Raw genomic sequence first — 22637 nt, 5'->3', positions numbered from 1 at the left:
GGCCGCCGCCCCCGCGGCCGCCCGCCCGGCGCTGCCCGAAGGCGCCTGCGCCAAGACCGAGGACGGTTTCGCCACGTTCCTGGAGGCCTACATCGCCGAACCGGACAAGCGCGCCGCCTACACCGCGCCGGAAATCGAAGTGCGCGACATCAAGGATCCCTCCAGGCTGATCGCCAGGCAGAGCGCGCAGCAGGCCGACCCGTTCCGGATCGTCCTGGTCGACTCGCAATGGTCCTACTACGAGCCGGGCAAGCCCGACGGCGAACTGGCCCGGATCCAGCTCGACCGCAAGCTCGAAGGCGACCGCATGCGCCTGGATTTCGTCAAGGCCGAGTTCTCGCCCGACGAAGAAGTAGTCAAGACCCTCGGCCCGCCCGAGGCGTATGTGTTCGGTTACGAACAAGGGTGCTGGCAGCTGACCCTGCAGCTGCGCTGATCGCGCGCCCGCGGCCACCGACGCGGGTCCGGCCCCATCACCCAGCGCGCAAGCGCATGAAACATCGACAAGGAGAAGTACGATGCCCAACTACAAGATCGTCGAATCGGTCGGCAGCAAGACCCAGGACGTGCACAACTTCCAGGACATCGAGCGCCACCACCCCAGCCGCGGCAACGAGAAGGGCCGCGTCTACGGCACGGTCAACGGCGAGCGCGAAGAGCTGCTCGGCAACTACAACGGCAAGGCCACCGTCACCCGCGACGGCGATCACTTCGTGTCCAAGGACTTCGTCCTGCAGGCCGGCGGCTCGGCCTCGGTCAAGGTGCCGGCGGTGGCCAACGGCTACATCGGCAAGATCGATCCGCGCGACGGCATCGTGCAGATCTACGACAAGCCGGCCAACGATCCCAGCCGCGAGATGATCGCCCAGTACCGCCACCTGGACCTGCGCAACACCCACCTGCGCGAAGGCCAGAAGATCGAGTACGGCGAATCGGTCGGCATCCAGGGCGGCTTCAACAAGGGCAAGTCCGACGCGTTCGGCAAGCACGTCCACATCGACATCAACACCAGCTACCTGCCGCAGATGGATCGCTACATCCGCGACATGGACCGCGGCGCGATCACCACCGACAAGCACCCGCCGCATTCGGAGAACCTGACCGGCAAGGCCCAGGTCAGCGACGTGTCGGGCAAGGGCAGCATCGTCCACAACCCGGGCGCCAGCGCCGGCAACGCGCACAAGCACGATCACAAGCCGGGCGAGAAGCACCACGACGCGCCGGCCGCGCCGATGGCCGACGGCGTGCTGCGCAAGGACGAGCGCGGCCCGGAAGTCAAGGCGATGCAGGAGCGGCTCAACGCGCTGGGCTACCGCGACGCCGAGGGCAAGGCGCTGGTCGCCGACGGCAAGTTCGGCGACCGCACCAAGCACGCGGTGGAGCAGTTCCAGAAAGACCACCCGGGCCTGACCGTGGACGGCATCGCCGGCCCCAACACCCTGCGCGAGCTCAAGACCGCGCAGCCGCGCCACGACGCCAACGCCGGCCCGCTGCTGTCCGATCCGGCCCACCGCGACCACGCCATGTACCAGCAGGCGGTGACCGGCCTGGAGAAGCTCGGCGGCTTCAAGAACCACCAGGAGATCGAACGCGCCGCGGCCGCGCTGACCTACGACGCGCGCGCCACCGGCCTGACCAAGATCGACGCCGTCGTGTCCAACACCAACGGCAACGGCTTGTTCGCGGTGCAGGGCCAGCCCAGCGATCCCGGCCACCAGCGCGCCTACATCGACCGCGCCCAGGCGGTGGGCCAGAGCGTGGAGCAGTCGACCCAGCGCCTGCAGCAGGACGTGCCGCAGTCGGCGCAGCAGCAGGAACAGCGCCAGCAGGAACAGCAGCGCAGCCAGCAGTCGAGCCAGACCAAGGTCGCCTGACCCCGGGCGGCCCCGCCGCCGCGGCGACGCGGCGGTGCGCCGCGCCCGAACGGCCCGCATCCTCGCGATGCGGGCTGTTTTCTATGCCCGACCGGTTTCAGCTCCGCTCGCTGCTTTTAAGTCCGCCCGCTTCTACGTCCGCCCGTTCCAGTAAGGAGACTGACGGTGGCGCAAGCCCGAATTTTCGCCGACTTCGCCGATGCGGCGGCCGACGGCTGCCTGCGCCTGAGCGCGCGCGCGACCGCGGACGACGTGCGCCGCCTGGGCGTGCAACTGCGCCCGGGCCTGGTGCTGGCGCTCAGCGACGGCCAGCGCATGGCCCTGGCCCAGGTGATCGATTGCGAAGCCTGCGGCGCGCGCCACGCGCGCCTGCTGTCCGAGCCGGCGGCGCTGGAACTGCGCTGAGCGGCGCGGCAACGCGGACCGCCGGGTTGGGCAAGTTCGCGCCGCGCCGGCGCCGCGGCGGCTGCCGCTACAATGCGCGCTTCCCCACGTTGCCGGGTCGAGGTTCGCCATGTGGTATCTGATCGAGGGTTACGACGTCGCCGATGCGCTGCCCAAGCGCGCCGCGGCGCGGCCCGCGCACCTGCAGCGCTTGCACGAACTGCGCGACCAGGGCCGCCTGCTGCTGGCCGGCCCGTGCCCGGCGATCGACGCCGAAGACCCGGGTCCGGCCGGCTTCAGCGGCAGTGCGATCGTGGCCGAGTTCGAATCCCTGGAGGCCGCGCGCGCCTGGGCCGACGCCGATCCGTATGTCGACGCCGGCGTGTACGGGCGGGTCGAGGTGCGGCCGTTCCGCAAGGTGCTGCCGTGAGCCTGCCGCGCGAGCAGCGGGTCGCGGCGATCCGCGCCGCGATCGAATCGGCGCTGGCGCCGGTGGCGCTGGAGATCGAGGACGAGAGCCACCGCCACGCCGGCCACGCCGGCGCGCAGGACGGCCGCGGCCATTTCCGCGTCGCCGTGGTCAGCCAGGCCTTCGCCGGAATGCTGCCGCTGGCGCGTCATCGCGCGGTCTACGCCGCGGTCGGCGAACTGATGACCACCGACATCCATGCCTTGGCGATCGTGGCCAAGACGCCGAGCGAAGCCGCAGGCTAAGAATGGCCAGGAGCGAGCAGAGCGCTTGCGCTCGCTGCTCGCTCTTTTGCGCTCGCTTCTCGTGGACTCGTGCTGCGCCGCAGCACGCTTTCGCCGGGGATTTCGCCGCTTTCCGGCCGTCTAAACGCTTTTCATAACAAGCGCTTTACACTCGTTCCTGAAAACGTTTACAGTCGTCGCACTTTCAGCCGCGAGGGGCGGTCGAGGACTGTGGTGAGCGTGACGATCAAAGATGTCGCCCGCGCGGCCCAGGTGTCGGTGGCGACAGTATCGCGGACCTTGAACGGCCATGGCAACGTCGCCGAGGACGTGCGCCGGCGCGTATTGGCCGTGGCCAACGACCTGCGCTATACCCCGCACGCGGCGGCGCGCAGCCTCAGCAGCCGCCGCACCCAGACCTTGGGCGTGGTGCTGCCGGACCTGCACGGCGAATTCTTCTCCGAACTGGTGCGCGGCGTCGATCAGGTCGCTCGCGAGCATCGCCTGCATCTGCTGGTGTCGAGCTACCACGGCCAGCCCGAAGAGCAGGTGTCGGCGCTGCGCGCGATGCGCGGCCGGGTCGACGGCTTGCTGGTGATGTCGCCGTACGCCGCCGCGCAAGTGTCGATCGCCGAGGAACTGGCCGCGACCCTGCCGACCGTGCTGATCAACGCCCAGGACGCGTCGGCGGAAACGCCGTCGCTCAACGTCGACAACTACGGCGGCGCGCAAGCGATGGTCGAGCACCTGGTCGCGGCCGGCCATCGCCGCATCGCCTTCATCGCCGGCCCCGAGGACAACTTCGACGCCAACGAGCGCCTGCGCGGCTATCGCGAAGCGCTGGCGCGGCTGTTGCCGGACGCGCGCGAGTGGGTGCTGCCGGGCCGCTTCGACGAAGCCTCCGGCAACGCCGCCGGCAACGCCTTGCTGGCCGCGCGCGAACGTCCCGACGCGGTGTTCGCCGCCAACGACATGATGGCGCTGGGCTGCCTGTTCGGCTTGGTGCAGGGCGGCCTGCGGGTGCCCGACGACATCGCCGTTACCGGCTTCGACGACATCCCGCTGGCGCGCTACGTCCACCCGGCGCTAACGACCATGCGGGTCAATATCGCCGAGCTGGGCGCGCGCGCGGCGCGCATGCTGCTGGCGCGGCTCAATCCCGAGCCGGCCGCGGACGCGACGCAGGCGCCCGGCGAGCATTCCAATCCATTAGAAAAACCGCGGCAAAGCGAGCCGTTGCGGCCTGAGTTGATCGTGCGCGAGTCGGGACTACGCCGGGGGGGCGGCGCCTGATCGCGGGCGAAAAAAATTTGGTCGTGCGTGTAAGCGATTACAAAACATGCCGCTTCTCAGCGCTGCACTGCAGTCACGTGCTCCTTGGAGGGAGGAACGCAGATGAATCACGACAACCACAATAAGACCCCGGGCCGACATCCACGGCAGCGCTTCGGCGCCGTCCCGGGCCGCAGCCTGCTGGCCTGCGCCCTGGCCGGCTGCCTGATGCTGGCCGCGCCGGCCGCGCTGGCGCAGAGCACCGCCGCGACCATCCGCGGTACGGTCAGCGGCAACGCCGGCCCGTCCGGCAACGCCAGCGTGACCGCGACCAACGTCGCCAGCGGCCTGGTGCGCAAGGTCCAGACCGGCGGCGACGGCAGCTACGCCCTGGCCGGCCTGCCGCCGGGCACCTACCGCATCGACGTCAACGCCGACGGCCAGACCAACACCCGCAACGTCACCGTCGCGGTGGGCCAGACCGCGACCTTGAACCTGTCCACCGGCGGCGTCGCCGAGACCGCGCCGGCGGGCGAGGCCACCGATCTGGACAAGGTCACCGTGACCTCGACCGCGCTGGTCGAGAACAAGACCTCGGAAATCGCCACCTACGTCAGCAACAAGCAGATCGCCGCGCTGCCGCAGGCCTCGCGCAACTTCCTCGCCTTCGCCGACATCGTCCCGGGCGTGCAGTTCAAGACCGGCACCGAAGGCTCGACCTCGCTGCGCAGCGGCGCCCAGCTCAGCAACGGCATCAACGTCTATGTCGACGGCGTGGGCCAGAAGGACTATGTGCTCAAGGGCGGCATCACCGGCCAGGATTCCAGCCGCGGCAACCCGTTCCCGCAGTTGGGCATCGCCGAGTACAAGGTGATCACCTCCAACTACAAGGCCGAGTACGACCAGCTCAGCAGCGCCGCGATCACCGCGGTGACCAAGTCCGGCGGCAACGATTTCCACGGCAGCTTCTTCTGGGACTACACCTCCGACCAGTGGGCGGCGAAGACCCCGCGCGAGGAAAAGGGCGAAGTGCCCAAGGCGCAGCAGAAGGAAGAGCAGTACGGCGCGTCCTTCAGCGGTCCGCTGATCCAGGACAAGATGCACTTCTTCCTCACCTACGAGGCCAAGGAGTACAGCTCGCCGCGCGCGATCATTCCCGGCCGCAACTACCGCATCGACCAGTTGCCGGCGCAGTTCCAGGAAATGACCCGGCAGTCGCCGAGCGCGCCGTTCAAGGAAGACCTGTATTTCGGCAAGATCGACTGGACGCCCGGCGACAACCATCTGATCGAGTTCACCGCCAAGTACCGCAAGGAAGACGAACTGACCAACATCGGCGGCGCCAAGCTGCCGCAGTACGGCACGCTCAAGGCCGGCGAGGAAACCCGCCTGGACCTGCGCTACCAGTACACCGCCGAGAACTGGCTCAACGACGCGCACCTGACCTATGAGGACGTCAGCTTCGGCCCGCGTCCGGCGACGCTGCAGAACGGCTTCCAGCTGCGCGTGCCCAAGCAGGGGCAGGAGGCGCAGAACAATCCCGACATGGAAGAGGTGCTGTACTTCGGCGGCGGCGGCGATTTCCAGGACAAGGGCCAGAAGGGCTACGCGCTGCAGAACGACTTCACCTGGAGCGGCTGGACCGGGCACACGGTCAAGGCCGGCGTGAAGTACAAGGTGATCGACATCAATGCGATGGAGAAGCAGCCGTACTCGCCGCAGTTCCGTTACGACATCCGCAACTTCGCCACGCCCTACGAAGTGGTGTTCTCCGGCACCGCCGGCGACTTCCCGCCCAGCGTGAAGTCGCGCAACAAGCAGTTCGGCATCTACCTGCAGGACGACTGGGAGGTCAACGATCGCCTGACCGTGAACCTGGGCCTGCGCTGGGATTACGAGCAGACCCCGAGCTACGAGGATTTCCGCACCCCGGCGAACCTCGTCGCGGCGCTGCGCGGCTGGGCCAACATCAACAATCCCAACGTCGATTACGACTACAACAACTACATCAGCAACGGCAGCAACCGCAAGGCGTTCAAGGACGGCTGGCAGCCGCGCCTGGGCTTCTCCTACGACCTGGCCGGCGACGAGCGCCACGTGATCTTCGGCGGCGCCGGCCGCTCGTACAACCGCAACCAGTTCGATTACCTGTCCTTCGAGCGCTATCGCCTCGCGTTCCAGCAGATCACCTACCAGTTCAACCAGCCCAACCACGCCTGCACGGTCACCCCGAACGGGAACTGCTTCAATTTCGACCCGAGCTTCTACGACCCCGAGGTGCTGGCGGCGCTGGCGCGGCAGCGGCCGAACGCGGGCAGCGAGGTGTTCCTGCTCAACAACGACCTCAAGACGCCGTACTCCGACCAGTACAGCCTGGGCATGCGCAACAGCTTCGAGATGTTCGGCCAGGAGTGGAACTCCTCGGCCACCGCGGTGTACGTGCGCAGCAAGGACGGCATCTTGTTCACCCTCGGCAACCGCCGTCCGGACGGCAGCTTCTTCCCGCCGGGAGTCAGCTTCGGCAGCGCGCCGTTCGGCGACAACCTGCCGGGCTTCGGCAAGTTCTTCCTCGGCAACAACGCGGTGGAGACCAAGACCAAGCAACTGCTGCTGTCGCTGGACAAGCCCTTCACCGAGGAGTCGGGCTGGGGCGTGAGCTTCGCCTACACCTACACCGACGCCAAGGAGAACCGCAACAACTCCGACATCTTCTCGTTCGATTATCCGAACCTCGACGACGTCGGATTTTCGCGCGCGCTGGGCATCTCCAAGCATCGCTTCGTCGCCACCGGCATCATGGACTTCTACGGCATGACCTTGTCGGGCAAGCTGACGCTGGCGAGCCCGGAGGCCGAAGAGTCGCTGAACTGCATCAAGAACGGGCCGAACAACTGCTTCTTCGATCCGTATACGCCGGGCGATACGATCGGCTTCAAGCAGTTCGACCTGGCGCTGCAGAAGGAATGGGACACCGGCGCCGGCTTCAAGCTGTGGGCGCGCGGCGACGTGCTCAACGTGTTCAACTGGCGCAACTACATCGACTTCGACACCTACCGCGGCGCGGTCGGCGCGCCGAATCCGAAGCTCGGCGAGCGGCGCGACAACATCTCGCTGCCGACCCGCATGTTCAAGCTGTCGATGGGCTTCAACTGGTAAGCCTCGCGCCGGCCGCCCGATCGCGGGCGGCCGGCCGCGGCGTTCAAGGCAACGCTTCCACGAAGACACAGGGGTCTTTGGCTTCATGCAACAGGTGAAAACGACAACGCGCGCGGTTTGCTTCGCTGTCCTGGGCGCGCTGGTGCTCGCATTGTCCGCCTGCAAGAAGCCGGAGACGCAGTCGCAGACGCAGCCGATCGTCAATCCCGAGCCGGTCGTGGTCGAACCGCTCAAGCAGGAGCGGCTGGAGCTGCCGCCGTTGTTCCGCGACATCGAGAAGCGGACGTTCCAGTTCTTCTGGGACACCACCAACGAGCGCAACGGCTTGACCCCCGACCGTTATCCCTCGCGCCCGTTCGCCTCGATCGCCTCGGTCGGCTTCGCGCTGACCGCGTATCCGATCGGCATCGAGCGCGGCTGGGTCAGCCGCACCCAGGCGGTGGACCGCACCCTGACCACGCTGAAGTTCCTGCGCGACCTGCCGGCCGGCCCGCAGGCCAGCGGCAAGGGCAGCTACAAGGGCTTCTACTACCACTTCCTCGACATGCAGAAGGGCGAGCGCTACGACAGCTGGGTCGAGCTGTCGAGCGTGGACACCGGCCTGCTGATGATGGGCGTGCTGTTCACCCAGTCCTATTACGACCGCGACGACGCGCGCGAGAAGGAAATCCGCGAGATCGCCGACACCTTGTACAAGCGCGTGGACTGGCAGTGGCTGCAGCAGAACAAGCCGCTGATCTCGATGGGCTGGTTCCCCGAGTCGGGCTTCATCAAGCACGACTGGATGGGCTACAACGAGGCCATGCTGCTGTACGTACTGGCGCTGGGCTCGCCGACCCATCCGGTCGAGCCGGAAGCCTGGACGGTGTGGACGCGCACCTACAACGACGTGTGGGGCGTGTACCAGGGCGAGGAGTTCCTGGCCTTCGGCCCGCTGTTCGGCCATCAGTACAGCCACGTCTGGATCGACTTCCGCGGCATCCAGGACGACTACATGCGCGAACGCGGCATCGATTACTTCGAGAACAGCCGCCGCGCCGCCTACGCCCAGCGCGCCTACGCCATCGCCAATCCGATGAAGTGGAAGGACTACGGCCCCGAGCTGTGGGGCCTGACCGCGAGCGACGGCCCGCAGCAGACCTTGCAGGAATACCGCGGCGAGCAGCGCCAGTTCCGCCATTACTCCGCGCGCGGCGCCGGCCTGCGCGAGAACTTCGACGACGGCACCATCGCCCCGACCGCGGCGATCGCCTCGCTGCCGTTCGCGCCGGAGATCGTGATCCCCACCACCGTGTCGATGCACGGGCGCTACGGCGAGTACATCTATTCCAGCTACGGCTTCCTGGATTCGTTCAACCCCAGCTTCAACTACGACATCCCGCTGAAGACCGGGCGATTGGTGCCGAACCAGGGCTGGGTGTCGAGCGATTACATCGGCATCGACCAGGGGCCGATCCTGACCATGATCACCAACTACCGCAACGAGTTCGTCTGGAACGTGATGAAGCGCAACGCCTACATCCGCACCGGACTGGAGCGCGCCGGCTTCAAGGGCGGCTGGCTGGCGCCGGCCGATAGCGGCAAGGGCGACAAGGGCAAGGACGGCAAGGACGCGGGCAAGGACAAGCCCGCCGCCGAGGCCAAGCCGGCGGCGAAGCCCGACGGCCCGATGGACCCGGCCACGGCGCGCGCACTGGGCGAGGCGGAATCGCGCGCCGGGCGCACGCCGCCGAAGCCGGCGCCGAAACCCGAATGAAGCCTTGCGCGACGGCCGGAGCGACGGCATGAGCGCGCGCGCGCGAACGCCGCGGCGCTTCGCCGCCGCCCGCGACCTGCTCGCGCTGGCCGCGCTGGCGCTGCTGACGGTCGTGCTGGGCAGTTGCTCCGGCCGCGGCGACGGCCGCACGGTGGTCAAATTCTGGGCGATGGGCTTCGAAGGCGAGATGGTCCAGCGCCTGATCCCCGAATTCGAACGCCGCAACCCCGGCATCCGCGTGCAGGTGCAGCAGCTGCCGATCACGTCCGCGCACGAGAAGCTGCTGACCGCGTTCGCCGGCGATTCGCTGCCGGACGTGTGCGCGATCGGCAACACCTGGGTTTCCGAGTTCGCCTTGCTCGACGCGCTGGAGCCGCTCGACGGCCGCATCCGCGCGACGCCGTCGCTGCGCGCGCAGGATTATTTCGCCGGCGCCTGGGACACCGGCGTCATCGACGCGCAGGCCTACGCGGTGCCGTGGTACGTGGAAACGCGGCTGCCGTTCTACCGCCGCGACCTGCTGCAGAAGGCCGGCATCGCCGCGCCGCCCGCGACCTGGGACGAGTGGAAGACGGCGATGGCGGCGATCAAGCGCGAGGTCGGCCCCGACCGCTACGCCGTGCTGTTTCCGCTCAACGAACCCGAGCCGCTGTTGAACCTGGGCATCCAGGCCGACGAGCCGCTGCTGCGCGACGGCGGCCGCTACGGCAATTTCCGCAGCCCCGGCTTCAAGCGCGCGCTGGCGTTCTATCGCGAAACGTTCGCGCGCAACTGGGCGCCGCTGGCCAGCAACACCCAGATCGCCAACGTCTGGAACGAGTTCGGCCGCGGCTATTTCAGCTTCTACGTCAACGGCCCCTGGAACATCGCCGAGTTCAAGAAGCGCCTGCCGGCCGATCTGCAGGACACCTGGATGACCATGCCGCTGCCGGGCGAACACGGGCCGGGCGCGTCGGTCGCCGGCGGCGCCAGCTTCGTGCTGTTCCGCGGATCGCCGCGCCAGGACGCGGCGTGGAAGCTGATCGCGTACCTGTCCGAGCCGCAGACCCAGATGCAGTTCCACGGCCTGACCGGCAACCTGCCGCCGCGGCGCGAGTCGTGGAACGCGCCGGCGCTGGTCGCCGATCCTTATGCGCGCGCGTTCCGCGACCAGCTCGAACGCGCGCGGCCGGCGCCGAAGGTGCCGGAGTGGGAGCGCATCGCGATGGAGATCAAGCTGGTCGGCGAGCAGCTCGCCAACGGCCGCCTGAGCGTCGATCAGGCCGCCGAAGAACTCGACCGCCGCGCCGACCGCATCCTCGAGAAACGCCGCTGGATGCTGGACCACACGGCCAAGCCGGCGGCGACGGCCGGGGAGGGCGCATGAAACCGTCCACCGCCGGCTGGGTGTTCGCCGCGCCCGCGCTGAGCGTGATCGGCGTGTTCTTCGGCCTGCCGGTGCTGGCCGCGCTGGCGCTGAGCCTGACCGACTTCGACATCTACGCGCTGGCCCACCTCGAGAACCTGCGCTTCGTCGCCTTCGACAACTACCTCAATCTGCTGCGCAATCCGCTGTTCTGGAAGGCGCTGGGCAACACCCTGTACTTCGTCGCGGTCGGCGTGCCGCTGTCGATCGCGGTGTCGCTGGGCGCCGCCTTGCTGCTGAACTCCAGGCTCGGCGTGTTCAAGCCGTTCTTCCGCACCGCCTTCTTCGCGCCGGTGGTGACCACGGTGGTGGCGGTGGCGGTGATCTGGCGCTATCTGCTGCACACCCGCTACGGCCTCATCAACTGGGGACTGTCGGCGCTGGGCATCGATCCGGTCGACTGGCTCGGCGATCCGCATTGGGCGATGCCGAGCATCATCTTGTTCGCGGTGTGGAAGAACTTCGGCTACAACATGATCATCTTCCTGGCCGGCCTGCAGGCGATTCCCGAAGACCTGTACGAGGCCGCGCGCATCGACGGCGCCAGCGCCACGCGCCAGTTCCGCCACATCACCTTGCCGATCCTCGGGCCGGTGCTGCTGATGGTCGGCATCCTGACCCTGGCCGGCTATTTCCAGCTGTTCGCCGAGCCCTATGTGATGACCCAGGGCGGCCCGTTGCAAAGCACGGTCAGCGTGCTGTACCTGATGTACGAGGAAGGCTTCAAGTGGTGGAACCTCGGCAACGCCTCGGCGGTGGCGTTCCTGCTGTTCGTGCTGATGACCGCGACCACCAGCGCGCTGATGTGGCTGGCGCGGCGCCGGGGGATCGAATGAACCGCGACGGCATGCCGGCGTGGCTGGCCCGCGCCATCGTCAACGGCCTGCTGATCGCGCTGGCCGCGCTGAGCCTGGCGCCGCTGCTGTGGATGCTGGCGGTGTCGCTGATGCAGCCCGGCGAGGCCGCGGCGTTCCCGCCGCCGCTGTGGCCGCAGTCGCCCACGCTGCACAACTACAGCGAGCTGTTCTCGCGCATGGGCATGGGCCGCTATTTGCTCAACAGCTTCCTGGTCTCGACCCTGGTCACGGTGATCGCGGTGCTGCTCAACACCCTGGCCGGCTACGCCTTCGCCAAGCTCGCCTTCGCCGGGCGCGAGACCGTGTTCCGGCTGCTGCTGGCGGCGCTGGTGATCCCGGCGCAGGTGTCGATGATGCCGCTGTTCCTGATGCTCAAGCAGATGGGGCTGATCAACACCTACGCCGGCGCGGTGGTGCCGGGCATGGCCGGCATCTTCGGCATTTTCCTGGTGCGCCAGTACGCGCGCTCGATCCCCGACGAACTGCTGGAGGCGCCGCGCATCGACGGCGCCGGCGAGCTGCGGATCTTCTTCCAGATCGTGCTGCCGGCGTTGCGGCCGATCCTGGTGACCCTGGCGATGTTCAGTTTCCTCGGCGCCTGGAACGATTTCATGTGGCCGCTGATCGTGCTCAGCGACGAACACCTGCAGACCTTGCCGGTGGCGCTGGCCTCGCTGTCGCGCGAGCACGTGCAGGACAACGAGATGATGATGGCCGGGTCGGTGGTGACCGTGGTGCCGGTGCTGCTGCTGTTCCTGGTGCTGCAGCGGTACTACCTGCAAGGGCTCTTGGTCGGCAGCGTCAAGGGTTGAGGCCGCGCCGGGCGCTCGCGGGCGCCCGGGGGGCGATGGTCGCGATGTATGGGCCGCGAGCCGCGGCGGAAGGAGTGCGAGCGATGGCGAAGTGGTTTTCCGGGATGGCGCGTTTCCCCCTCACCGTCATTCCGGCGAAAGCCGGAATCCATTTTGATTTTGCTTCATCGAGCCTCGTGGCGGGGGATGCGGAAGCAACGGCAAAATGGATTCCGGCTTTCGCCGGAATGACGGTGTGGAGGTTCGGGCGGGTGCGCAGGTTCGGACAGATATGGGGGTTCGGACAGGTGTGGAGGTTCGGGCAGGCGCGGGGGAGCGCGATGATGGCGGTGGGTTTGTTGGCGTTCGCCTGTTCCGCTCAAGCCGCTTCGTCCGTCGCACCCGCCGCACCCATCGCCGCGCCGCGCCTGCTCGACGACTTCGAATCCGCCGCGCCGTGGAAAGTCGTCGTCTCCGATCAGGTCAGCGCCAAGCTGCGCAAGACCGAAGGCGCCGACGGCGCGGCGCTGTGCCTGGACTACGATTTCAACGGCGTCTCCGGCTATGCCGGCCTGCAGCGCGAGCTGCCGCTGGAGTACCCGGACAACTACCAGTTCGCGTTCCGGCTGCGCAGCGATTCGCCGGCCAACGACCTGCAGTTCAAGCTGGTCGACGCCAGCGGCGACAATGTGTGGTGGGTCAACAAGCCGCGCTACGACTACCCGAAGCAGTGGACGCCGGTGGTCTACAAGAAGCGCCACATCTCGCGCGCCTGGGGCCCGGATCCGGATCCCAGCCTGCGCCGCAGCGCCAGGCTCGAATTCACCGTCTACAACAGCGCCGGCGGCAAGGGCTCGGTGTGTTTCGATTCGCTGAGCCTGCAGCCGCTGCCGGTCGATCCGGGCGGGCCGTACGACGGCCGCGCCAGCGCGAGCGCGTCGTTGCCCGACGGCGCGGCGGGCAATGCGGTCGACGGCGATCGCGACACTGCGTGGCGGGCGAAGCTCGACCCGTCCCAGCCGCCGCAGCTGACCGTGGACCTCGGCCGTTCGCGCGAGCTCGGCGGCGTGGTGCTGCGCTGGCTCGGCGACGCTTACGCCTCGGCCTACCGGCTCGCGCTGTCCGACGACGGACGGCGCTGGCGCGATGCGCTCGCGCTCGGCGATGGCGACGGCGGTGCCGACTATCTGGCCTTGCCCGAGTCGCAGGCGCGCTATCTGCGCCTGACCGCGCTGGCCGGGCCGAAGGCGGACATCGAGCTGGCCGAATTCGAGGTCAAGCCGCTGGAGTTCGCCGCCACGCCCAACGATTTCGTCCGCGCCGTCGCCCTGGAAGCGCCGCGCGGCCGGTTCCCGCGCGGCTTCAGCGGCGAGCAGCCGTACTGGACCCTGATCGGCGTCGACGGCGGCACCGACCAGGCGTTGATCGGCGAGGACGGCGCGATCGAGGTAGGCAAGGGCGCTTTCAGCCTGGAGCCGTTCGTGGTCAGCGACGGCAAGCTGGCGAGCTGGGCCGATGCGCAGACCTCGCAGAGCCTGCAGGACGGCTATCTGCCGATTCCTTCGGCGCATTGGCGGCACCCGCAGTTCAAGCTCGACATCACCGCCTTCGCCGACGACCGTCGCGACGCCGGCGGCGGTTCGCGGCTGATGGCGCGCTACCGGCTCAGCAACGACACCGCGCGCGAGCGCAGCTACCGCTTCGTGCTGGCGCTGCGGCCGCTGCAGGTCAATCCGCCGACCCAGTTCCTCAGCCAGGTCGGCGGGGTCAGCCGCATCGAGAGCCTGCGCAGCGACAAGCACGGCTTCAGCGTCGAAGGCGGCGACGGCCTGCGCGCGGCGCGGCGGATCCAGGCCAGCGCCGCCGATGCGAGCCTGGCGGCGACGTTCGATCATGGCGACGTGGTCAAGCGGCTGGCGCAGGCCGATTGGACGCGGGAGTGCGGGGACTGCACGCCCGAAGGCGATCTGCTGCGGCGTTTCGGCGGCGCGGTGCAGACCGGCGTCGAACACGACCGCAACGCGATGGCGTCCGCCGCGCTGGTGTATCGGGTCACGCTCAAGCCGGGGCAGTCGCGCGAGTTCGTCTGGAGCACGGCGCTGATCGGCGAGGACGACGACGGTTTCGCCGACGAGGCCGAGGTCGCGGCGCGCCAGCAGCTGGTCGCGGCGCAATGGCGCGAGAAGCTCGACCGGGTCAAGCTGCGCGTGCCCGCGGCCGGCCAGCACGTGGTCGATACGCTGCGCACCGCGCTGGCGCACATGCTGATCAGCCGCACCGGCCCGCGCCTGCAGCCGGGCACGCGCTCCTACGCGCGCGCCTGGATCCGCGACGGCGCGATGATCAACGAAGGCCTGCTGCGCCTGGGCCGCGAGGACGTGGCCGAACAGTTCCTGCGCTGGTACGCGCCGTACCAGTTCGCCAACGGCAAGGTGCCGTGCTGCGTCGACGACCGCGGCAGCGACCCGGTGCCGGAGAACGACAGCCACGGCGAGCTGATCTTCGCCATCGCCGAGCAGTACCGCTACGACCGCAACCGCGAGCTGCTGGCGCAGATGTGGCCGCACGTGGTCGGCGCGGTCGGCTACATGGATCAGCTGCGCGCGAGCGAACGAACCGAGGCCAATCGCGCCCGCGATCCTGCGTTCTACGGGATGATGCCGGCCTCGATCAGCCACGAAGGCTATTCGGCCAAGCCGATGCATTCGTACTGGGACAATTTCTGGGCGCTGCGCGGCTACAAGGACGCGGTCGAGATCGCGCAGTGGTTGGGCAAGGACGAGCAGGCGCGCGCGTTCGCCGCCTCGCGCGACGAGTTCCGCGCCGATCTGTACGCCTCCATCGGCCACGCCGCGCGCCGCCACGGCATCGACTACATTCCCGGCGCCGCCGAACTCGGCGATTTCGATGCCACCTCGACCACCATCGCGCTGGCGCCCGGCGGCGAGCAGGGCTGGCTGCCGCAGCCCTTGCTCGACAACACCTTCCAGCGCTATTGGAAAGAGTTCGTCGACCGCCGCGACGGCCGCCGCGAGTGGAAGGACTACACGCCCTACGAACTGCGCACCGTCGGCAGCTTCGTGCGCCTGGGCTGGCGCGAGCGCGCGCACGAGGCGCTGGCGTTCTTCTTCAAGGATCAGCAGCCGCGCGGCTGGAACCAGTGGGCCGAGGTGGTGTCGCGCACGCCGCGCAAGCCGTTCTTCGTCGGCGACCTGCCGCACGCCTGGGTCGAGTCGGACTACGTGCGCTCGGTGCTGGAGATCTTCGCCTACACCCGCGACCTGGACCGGTCGCTGGTGCTGGCCGCGGGCGTGCCGGCGGCGTGGCTGGACGGCGAGGGCGTGAGCGTCTCGGGCCTGCGCACGCCTTACGGCGCGCTGGGGTATCGCCTGCGTCGCGAAGGTTCGCAGGTGGTGTTCGAGCTGGAGCCCGGCTTGCGCGTGCCGCCGGGCGGGTTGGCGCTGAAGTGGCCGCTGGCGACGGCGCCTGGGCGGACCCGGGTCGATGGCAAGGCGCGCGAGTGGAAGGACGGCGAGCTGCGGATCGAGCGGGCGCCGGCGCGGGTGACGGTCGAGGTGAAGTGAGGTTTTGCAGTTCGGCCGAAACCGATCGTGGATTTGTCGGGGCGCTGAGAATCTTTCACGCCGTCATCCCCGCGAAGGTGGGTATCCGAAGACTTCGGAGTCTTGTCGCGGTGAGGCCCTGGATACCCGCCTTCGCGGGCATGACGGCAGGTGGGTATCGCGGCGTTTCTTCCACTAGGTGAGTTGCCCCGCGCCTCTTCCAGCCGTCATCCCCGCGAAGGCGGGGATCCAGAGACTTCAGAGTCCTGCCACGATGAAGCCCCGAATGCCCGCCTTCGCGCACATGACGGCAGGTGGGTTCGGTCGCGCCCGCACAACACGCGTCCCTCGACACGCCGCGCCCTCACGGACACCAATGCACGTCCAGCGGCACCTCGCCCTGCATCGCCAGCAGCACCGGCCAGCGTTTCGCGTCGCCGTCGGCCAGCGCCTGCAGGAACACCTCGCGCTTGGCCTTGCCCTGGATCAACAGGAATCGCGATTGCGCGTACGCCAGCCCGGCCGGGGTCAGGCTGATGCGCTTGCTCCATTGCCGCGCGCCGGCCGAGCCGCCGGCGTCGATGGCGACGTAGGGCTGGCGCGAGGCCAGCACGCGGTCGAGCGCGGCCATGCCCGGGAACAGCGAGGCGGTGTGGCCGTCCTCGCCCATGCCCAGCACCGCGGCGCTGGCGTGCTGGCGGGCGTGGGCGTTGGCGAAGGCGACCGCTTCCTCCATGCCGTGGCCGGGACGGGTCAGCGATTCGAAGCGCGACATCGCGGCGTTGTCGCGCAGCAGATTGCTGCGCACCAGCCAGGCGTTGCTGTCGGGGTCGCTGGGCTGCAGCCAGCGTTCGTCGACCAGGGCGACGTCGACGCGGGCCCAGTCCAGCGGCGCGCGCGCCAGCGCGCGGTACACCGGCGCCGGGGTGGAGCCGCCGGACAGCAGCAGGCGCGCGCGCGGCCGTTGGGCGAGATCGCGGCGCAGTTCGGCGGCGATGGCCACCGCGCTGGCCCAGATCCAGGCGTCGGCGTTGCGGTGCTCGTGCCAGCGGTACGGCGCGGCCGCGGGCTGGGCGGGATCGTGCGGGACGGGAGTGGGGTCGTCGAGCATGCGGCGATCTTCGCATGCGCCGGTTTAAGCCGGCGTGCTGACTGAATGTGACTGATGCCTCATGTGCGGGCGGTTGGAATGCGCATCCAACTGAGATTGGCGAGGGGCGGCGATGTCGCTGCGAGGGGCGGAACGAAGGGCGGGAGACGACAGACGGGAGATGGACGCCGCGGCTGCCCGCAGGGGCGTTACCGTATTCCGATAACCGTCATTCCGGCGAAAGCCGGAATCCATTTTGACGTTGCTCTTGATTCGCACTGGCGAACAGCAAAATCAAAATGGATTCCGGCTTTCGCCGGAATGACGGGGTGGTGGAGGGCTGCGCTTGCGGTTTTGGCGGCGACGAAACAGGCCGCCGGGTGAGGGCGGCCTGATCGGCGTTGTGTCGGCGGTTGCGTTGGCCGGGTCGCGGCTTGCGCCGCTCCTACGGGAGGAGCGGCGCGGTTACGCGGCGGCCTTGAGCGCGCACTGCGCGGCGAGCGCGGCGGCGCCGAGCAGGCCGGGCTGCGGGTGGGTCACCGCCAGGGTCGGCACCCGCGCCATCGTTGGCGAGAATCGGCCCTTGTTTTCGAAGCGCTGGCGAAAGCCCGAGTGGGCCAGCCACGGCATCAGCTTGGGCACCAGGCCGCCGGGCAGGAACACGCCGTCCCAGGCGCCGAGAGTCAGCACCAGGTCGCCGGCGGCGGCGCCGAACACCGCGCAGAACACGTCGATCGCGCGCAGGCAGCGCACGTCGCCTTCGCGCGCCATCGCAGTGATGTCCTGCGGCTGCAAGGGGCCGGGGTCTTCGCCGGCGATCTGGCTCAGCGCGCGGTGCAGGTTGACCAGGCCGCTGCCGCTGATCAGCCGCTCATTCGAAACCCGCCCGAATTCCCCCGACAGGCGCTTGAGGATGTCGATCTCCTCGGGATTGTTCGGCGCGAAGCTGACATGGCCGCCTTCGGTCTGCAGCGGATAGAAGCGGCCGTCGCGGCGCAGCAGCGCGCCCACGCCCAGGCCGGTGCCGGGGCCGATGATCGCGTAGGTGCGGTCGCCGCTGTCGTTCCAGCCGTGCCAGCGCACGCCGCCGACCGGCACCACATCGCTGGTGCCCAGCAACGACACCGCCATCGCCTGCGCGGCGAAATCGTTGACCAGATCGATCCGGGTCAGCCCCAGCGCGATCCGCGTTCTTTCCGCCGAAATCACCCACGGATGATTGGTGATCCGCGCCTCGTCGCCGTCGACGCGCCCGGCCACCGCGAACACGCCGTGGCTCGGCGAGGCGCCGACCTTGTCGAGGTAATGCCGCGCGGCGTCGGCCAGCGAGGGGAAATCGGCGACCGCGTAGACCTGCACGCTGTCGGGCAGCAGCGCCGGCGCGGACGGGTCGGAGGCGGCCAGGGCGAAGCGGGCGTTGGTGCCGCCGATATCGGCCAACAACGCGCCGGTCATGCCTGGGCCCCGCGGTAGCCGTTGGTGGGCGGCAGGAAGCGCTCGGCTTCGGTCGGGCCCCACGAGCCGGCCGGGTACTCCAGCGCGGGCTGCGCGGTTTCGCTCCACGCGCTTTCGATGCTGTCGATCCAGTGCCACGCCGCTTCGACTTCGTCGTCGCGCACGAACAGGGTCTGGTTGCCGCGCAGCGCGTCGACGATCAGGCGCTCGTAGGCGATACGCCGTTGCGGCGAGGCCGACATCGACAGGTCCAGCGACATCGGCTTGAGCTCCAGCGCGCCCCATTCCGGCGCGGCCAGGCTGCCCATCAGGCCGAGCTCGATGGTCTCGTCCGGCTGCAGGCGCATGCGCAGGCGGTTGGGGCGTTCGCGGCCGCGGCGCGGGCGTTCGAACAGCCAGTGCGAGGTCGGCCGGAACGACACCACCACTTCGGTGGCGCGCTCGGCCAGGCGCTTGCCGGTGACCAAACGGAAGGGGACGCCCGCCCAGCGCCAGTTGTCGATGAAGGTTTCGACCGCGACGAAGGTCTCCACCGGCGACTCGTGCACGAAGCCCTTGACCGCGCGGCCCTCGACCACGCCGGCGCCGTAGCGCCCGCGCACCGTGCGCTGGGCCGCGTCGGCCGCGCCGACCGGGCGCAGCGCGCGCAGCACCTTGCGCTTCTCGTCGCGGATCGAATCGGCGTCCAGCGCCGACGGCGGCTCCATCGCGATCAGCGCGAGCAGCTGCAGCATGTGGTTCTGGACCATGTCGCGCAGCGCGCCGTAGCCCGCGTAATAGCCTTCGCGGCCGTCCACGCCGGCGGTCTCGCCGACGAAGATGTCGACCGACTCGATCCAGCGGTGCTGCCACACCGCTTCCAGCAAGGTGTTGCCGAAGCGCAGCGCGAGCAGGTTCTGCACCGCGGCCTTGCCCAGGTAATGGTCGATGCGGAAGATCCGCGATTCGTCCAGGCAGGCGCGCAACGCGGCGTTGATCTCGCGCGCCGAGGCCAAGTCGCGGCCGATCGGCTTTTCCAGCACCAGCCGCGATTCGCCTTCGAGCAGGCCGGCGGCCTTCAGGCCCTTGGCGCAGGGCACGAACAGGTCGGGCGGGGTGGCCAGATAGCTGACGCTCGCACGGTCGGCGTAGGACGACAGCGCCGCGGCGATGGCCGCCTCGTCGCGCAGGTCGACCGAGACGTAGGCGATGCGGCCCAGCAGTTCCTCGACGATGCCCGGATCGTCGGCGACTTCGCCGGCCATGCGCTCGCGCAGCCAGGCGCGGAATTCCTCGTCGCTGTGTTCCTGGCGGCCGACCGCGACGATGCGCAGCGACGCCGGCAACAGCCGGTCGCGCCACAGGTGGACCAGCGACGGGAACAGGTAGCGTTGGGACAGATCGCCGGTGGCGCCGAACAGCAGCAGAGTGTCGTGCATGGAGCGGACGGACCAAGAGGAAAGGGGGGAAGGCCGGACGCCGCGCGGGGCGGCGCGAAGTGGCGTTCGCGGCCGGCGCCCAAGCATAGTCGCTAGCCTGGGCGGCGGGCGAACTTTGCCCGTGCAATCAGGGCGGGCGTGGCAGCGGCGAGCGGCTCAGGCGCAGGCCGCAGCGCGGTTGTGCGCGGTCGTGCCGGCGCGCGGTCGCGGGCAGGGCGCGCACTCGCGCGTGGCCGCCAGTGGGCACGCGACGCTGCGCGAGCGTCCGCGTAGCAGCGACGCCGTCGTCGATACGCAGCGCAGCGCCGGCAGGGCGCGGCGACGCGGACGAAGCGCGGGCGGCGGGGCGGTCGATCATGGCGGGCAGGCCTGAAGGCGGTCCGGACCCTCGAAAGGGCGTGCATGAAAACGGTTACATGGGCAGAATAGCCCAGGGCGCGGCCGAATGCACCGCCCGGTCGCTCAGTCGGGAGAATTCATGGCGAAGGTCAGTCTGCAGCATCTGCGCAAGGTCTATCCGAACGGCTACGTCGGCGTCGCCGACGCCAGCTTCGACATCGCCGACGGCGAACTGCTGGTGCTGGTCGGGCCGTCGGGCTGCGGCAAGTCGACCCTGCTGCGGATGATCGCGGGGCTGGAAACCATCAGCGGCGGCGAGCTGCGCATCGGCGAGCGCCGGGTCAACGAGGTGCCGCCGAAAGACCGCGACATCGCCATGGTGTTCCAAAGCTACGCGCTGTATCCGCACATGACCGTGGCCGAGAACCTCGGCTTCGGGCTCAAGCTGCGCGGCCTGGGCAAGGCCGAGATCGCCCGCCAGGTGGCCGAGGCGGCGGCGATGCTGGAACTGGAGCCGTTGCTCGACCGCAAGCCGGCCGCGCTGTCCGGCGGCCAGCGCCAGCGCGTCGCGCTGGGCCGCGCGCTGGTGCGCAAGGCGCAGGTGTTCCTGCTCGACGAGCCGCTGTCCAACCTCGACGCCAAGCTGCGCATGACCATGCGGGTGGAGATCGCGCGGCTGCACCGCCAGCTCGGCACCACCATGGTCTACGTCACCCACGATCAAGTCGAGGCGATGACCCTGGGCCACCGCATCGTGGTGATGAAGGACGGCAAGATCCAGCAGATCGACACGCCGATGGCGCTGTACAACCAGCCGGTGAACCTGTTCGTGGCGACCTTCCTCGGCAGCCCGAAGATGAACACCTTGACCGGGCCGGTGGGCGAGCGCGACGGCGGCCTGCACCTGCGCATCGGCGAGGGCGTGGACCTGCGCCTGCGGCCGCAGGGCGAGGCGCTGGAGAAGGTGCGCGGCTATCTCGGCCGCGAGCTCATCGTCGGCCTGCGCCCGGAGGACATGCATCTGGCCGACGCCGGGCCGCATACGGTGCCGGCCCAGGTGGAAGTGGTCGAACCGGTCGGCAACGAAGCCTTCCTCAATCTGTCCTGCGGCGGCAGCGACCTGGTCCTGCGCCTGCCGCCGTTCGACCTGCCCAAGGCCGGCGACACGGTGCATCTGTCGTATGCGGCCGAGCGCATGCACTTCTTCGACCGCGAGAGCGAGTTGCGGTTGTGAGGCGGGCTCGCGGGTGAAGCGGCGCCGAGAGCAAAAATGGATTCCGGCTTTCGCCGGAATGACGGTTGTGGATTCGCCGGAATGACGGTTGGGATTCGTCGGAATGACGGTGGGCGATTCGCGGGAATGACGGCGAAAGATTCGCTGGAATTATGGTGAACGAAGCGAAGATCGGAACACCGATTTCGCCGTTTACGCCCCGTTATTCCGGCGAAAGCCGGAATCCATCTTGCTCTGGGCCTTTCGGCCGCCCGCCGCGGCCCGGCACTAAGCCTCCACCGTCTCCGCCGCCCAAGGCGGCAGTACCCCCGTCGGCTTGCCCGCGTTCACCGCCTGCGCATCGGCCGCGGCCGCCGCGGTATCGGCCAGCAGCACCACGCGCTCGACCTGGGCGATCTGTTCGCGGTCGCCGAACGGCGCGGTCAGGGTCGGCGAGAGCAGGCTGATCAAGCGCGCCAGCATCAGCGCGTCGCTGACCTTATCGCCCATGCACAGCGACGCGATCAGCTCGTCCAGCTTCTCCCCGGCCAGCAGGCCCGACAGCGCCTTCAGGCACAGGTGCAGGCGCATCCCCAGCTCGTTGCGCGAGACCTGCGGCAGCGCGCGCGCGAACGCTTCGAAGAAGCGGCCGAAGATCGGCTGGTAGTGTTCGCGCAGGTAGTTGCGCACGAACGGCGAGGGATCGCTGTAGACCCGCCCCAGCAAGCGCACGAAGCCGCTGCCGTCCTCGCTGGCGCGGCTCATGCGCAGCGCCGGCACGAACAGCGCGCTGAGCACCGCCGAGGCGTCCAGGCCGGCATCGCCGTACTGGCGCTCGCACGCCGCCAGCAGGCGCAGGCGCTCCTGGTTGAGCCGGTCCAGGCGCGCGTGCAGCAAGGTCTGCATCAGCCTTTCCTTGCCGCCGAAGTGGTAGTTGACCGCGGCCAGGTTGGTGCCGGCCAGGGTGGTGATCTGGCGCAGCGACATGGCCTCGTAGCCGTGCTCGACGAACAGCGCCTCGGCGGCTTCCAGCAGCCGCGCCTTGGTGTGGCCGGCGTTGAGGAGTTTCGTACTCATTCAGAGGCGAGTGCTCATTCAGAGGCTAGTGCTCATTCAGCGGCTTGCGCCGGACCCTCCGGGGGAGGCCGCGCGGCGGCGGCGGGATAGGACGCGACTGCGCGGCTCATGGTCAGGGCGCTTTCTGGCACACGTGCGGCAGCGAATCACGCTGCGTCGCAATATTCCATGAGTTCGATGGCGGTCGCATTCGCGGCGTGAAGGCGTTGGCGAAGCGTTGCGGCGGCGGCTTTGCCGATTGCGGGCGATCGCCGGCGGTCGCGCGGCGCGGGCCGGGCCGTCGCCGCTGCCGGC

Annotated in this window: 17 protein-coding genes; 13 read left to right on the top strand and 4 right to left on the bottom strand. The window is 69.0% G+C overall.

Translation table 11 applies throughout. From position 1 onward, the window contains the following. The 12 genes from A7A76_RS16755 to A7A76_RS16700 form a co-directional block, all read left to right on the top strand. Positions 1-436 (top strand): hypothetical protein (locus tag A7A76_RS16755; RefSeq protein ID WP_206412267.1); only part of this gene is annotated, 436 nt, incomplete at its 5' end. Between the two features lie 82 nt (positions 437-518). Next, positions 519-1874: a peptidoglycan-binding domain-containing protein gene (locus A7A76_RS16750; protein WP_206412266.1), complete on the top strand. Its 1356-nt coding sequence runs from the start codon at positions 519-521 to the stop codon at positions 1872-1874. A 165-nt stretch (positions 1875-2039) separates the two neighbouring features. Beyond that, positions 2040-2279 carry a hypothetical protein gene (locus A7A76_RS16745; RefSeq protein WP_206412265.1) on the top strand — a complete coding sequence of 80 codons (240 nt, stop codon included), beginning with the start codon at positions 2040-2042 and terminating at the stop codon, positions 2277-2279. Positions 2280-2388: 109 nt separating this feature from the next. Next, positions 2389-2688 carry a YciI family protein gene (locus A7A76_RS16740; RefSeq protein ID WP_206412264.1) on the top strand — a complete coding sequence of 100 codons (300 nt, stop codon included), beginning with the start codon at positions 2389-2391 and terminating at the stop codon, positions 2686-2688. Positions 2689-2690: 2 nt separating this feature from the next. Beyond that, entirely contained in the window at positions 2691-2972 is a 282-nt protein-coding gene (locus A7A76_RS16735) for a BolA family protein (RefSeq protein WP_241201001.1), read from the top strand. A gap of 213 nt (positions 2973-3185) precedes the next feature. After that, positions 3186-4244 (top strand): LacI family DNA-binding transcriptional regulator, encoded by a 1059-nt coding sequence (locus tag A7A76_RS16730; protein WP_343225355.1) that lies wholly within the window; start codon positions 3186-3188, stop codon positions 4242-4244. A gap of 102 nt (positions 4245-4346) precedes the next feature. Beyond that, on the top strand, positions 4347-7379 hold the full coding sequence (locus A7A76_RS16725) for a TonB-dependent receptor (RefSeq protein WP_206412262.1): 3033 nt from the start codon (positions 4347-4349) through the stop codon (positions 7377-7379). A gap of 85 nt (positions 7380-7464) precedes the next feature. Then, entirely contained in the window at positions 7465-9135 is a 1671-nt protein-coding gene (locus A7A76_RS16720; RefSeq protein ID WP_206412261.1) for a glucoamylase family protein, read from the top strand. A 28-nt stretch (positions 9136-9163) separates the two neighbouring features. Beyond that, entirely contained in the window at positions 9164-10501 is a 1338-nt protein-coding gene (locus A7A76_RS16715) for a sugar ABC transporter substrate-binding protein (protein WP_206412260.1), read from the top strand. Further along, positions 10498-11376, top strand: a complete 879-nt coding sequence (locus tag A7A76_RS16710; protein ID WP_206412259.1) for a carbohydrate ABC transporter permease — start codon at positions 10498-10500, stop codon at positions 11374-11376. The genes A7A76_RS16715 and A7A76_RS16710 overlap by 4 nt, the downstream gene beginning before the upstream one ends. Continuing rightward, entirely contained in the window at positions 11373-12209 is an 837-nt protein-coding gene (locus A7A76_RS16705; RefSeq protein WP_206412258.1) for a carbohydrate ABC transporter permease, read from the top strand. The genes A7A76_RS16710 and A7A76_RS16705 overlap by 4 nt, the downstream gene beginning before the upstream one ends. Positions 12210-12532: 323 nt before the next feature. Beyond that, positions 12533-15772, top strand: coding sequence for a discoidin domain-containing protein (locus A7A76_RS16700; RefSeq protein ID WP_206412257.1), 3240 nt, complete (start codon positions 12533-12535; stop codon positions 15770-15772). Positions 15773-16115: 343 nt separating this feature from the next. Here A7A76_RS16700 and pgl read toward each other — a convergent pair whose 3' ends face one another. The 3 genes from pgl to zwf all read right to left on the bottom strand — a co-directional run bounded on the left by pgl (position 16116) and on the right by zwf (position 19801). Next, positions 16116-16862 (bottom strand): 6-phosphogluconolactonase, encoded by a 747-nt coding sequence (gene pgl / locus A7A76_RS16695; RefSeq protein ID WP_206412256.1) that lies wholly within the window; start codon positions 16860-16862, stop codon positions 16116-16118. 444 nt (positions 16863-17306) lie between these two features. After that, on the bottom strand, positions 17307-18296 hold the full coding sequence (glk, locus tag A7A76_RS16690; protein ID WP_206412255.1) for a glucokinase: 990 nt from the start codon (positions 18294-18296) through the stop codon (positions 17307-17309). Then, complete coding sequence (gene zwf / locus A7A76_RS16685) at positions 18293-19801, bottom strand: glucose-6-phosphate dehydrogenase (RefSeq protein WP_428995181.1); 1509 nt, start codon at positions 19799-19801, stop codon at positions 18293-18295. The genes glk and zwf overlap by 4 nt, the downstream gene beginning before the upstream one ends. A gap of 391 nt (positions 19802-20192) precedes the next feature. Between zwf and A7A76_RS16680 the strand changes: the two genes are divergently transcribed. Continuing rightward, the gene (locus tag A7A76_RS16680) at positions 20193-21287 is read left to right on the top strand and encodes an ABC transporter ATP-binding protein (protein WP_206412253.1); all 1095 of its coding nucleotides are present in this window, start codon (positions 20193-20195) and stop codon (positions 21285-21287) included. A 267-nt stretch (positions 21288-21554) separates the two neighbouring features. Here the strand turns inward: A7A76_RS16680 and A7A76_RS16675 are convergent, their stop codons facing one another. Next, positions 21555-22343 (bottom strand): TetR/AcrR family transcriptional regulator, encoded by a 789-nt coding sequence (locus A7A76_RS16675; RefSeq protein WP_206412252.1) that lies wholly within the window; start codon positions 22341-22343, stop codon positions 21555-21557. Positions 22344-22637 lie beyond the last annotated feature (294 nt).

Source organism: Lysobacter enzymogenes (assembly GCF_017168095.1).
Taxonomy (GTDB): Bacteria; Pseudomonadota; Gammaproteobacteria; order Xanthomonadales; family Xanthomonadaceae; genus Lysobacter; species Lysobacter enzymogenes_D.
Note: the sequence above shows the minus strand (reverse complement) of the source record. Positions and strands in the feature narration are given on the sequence as shown.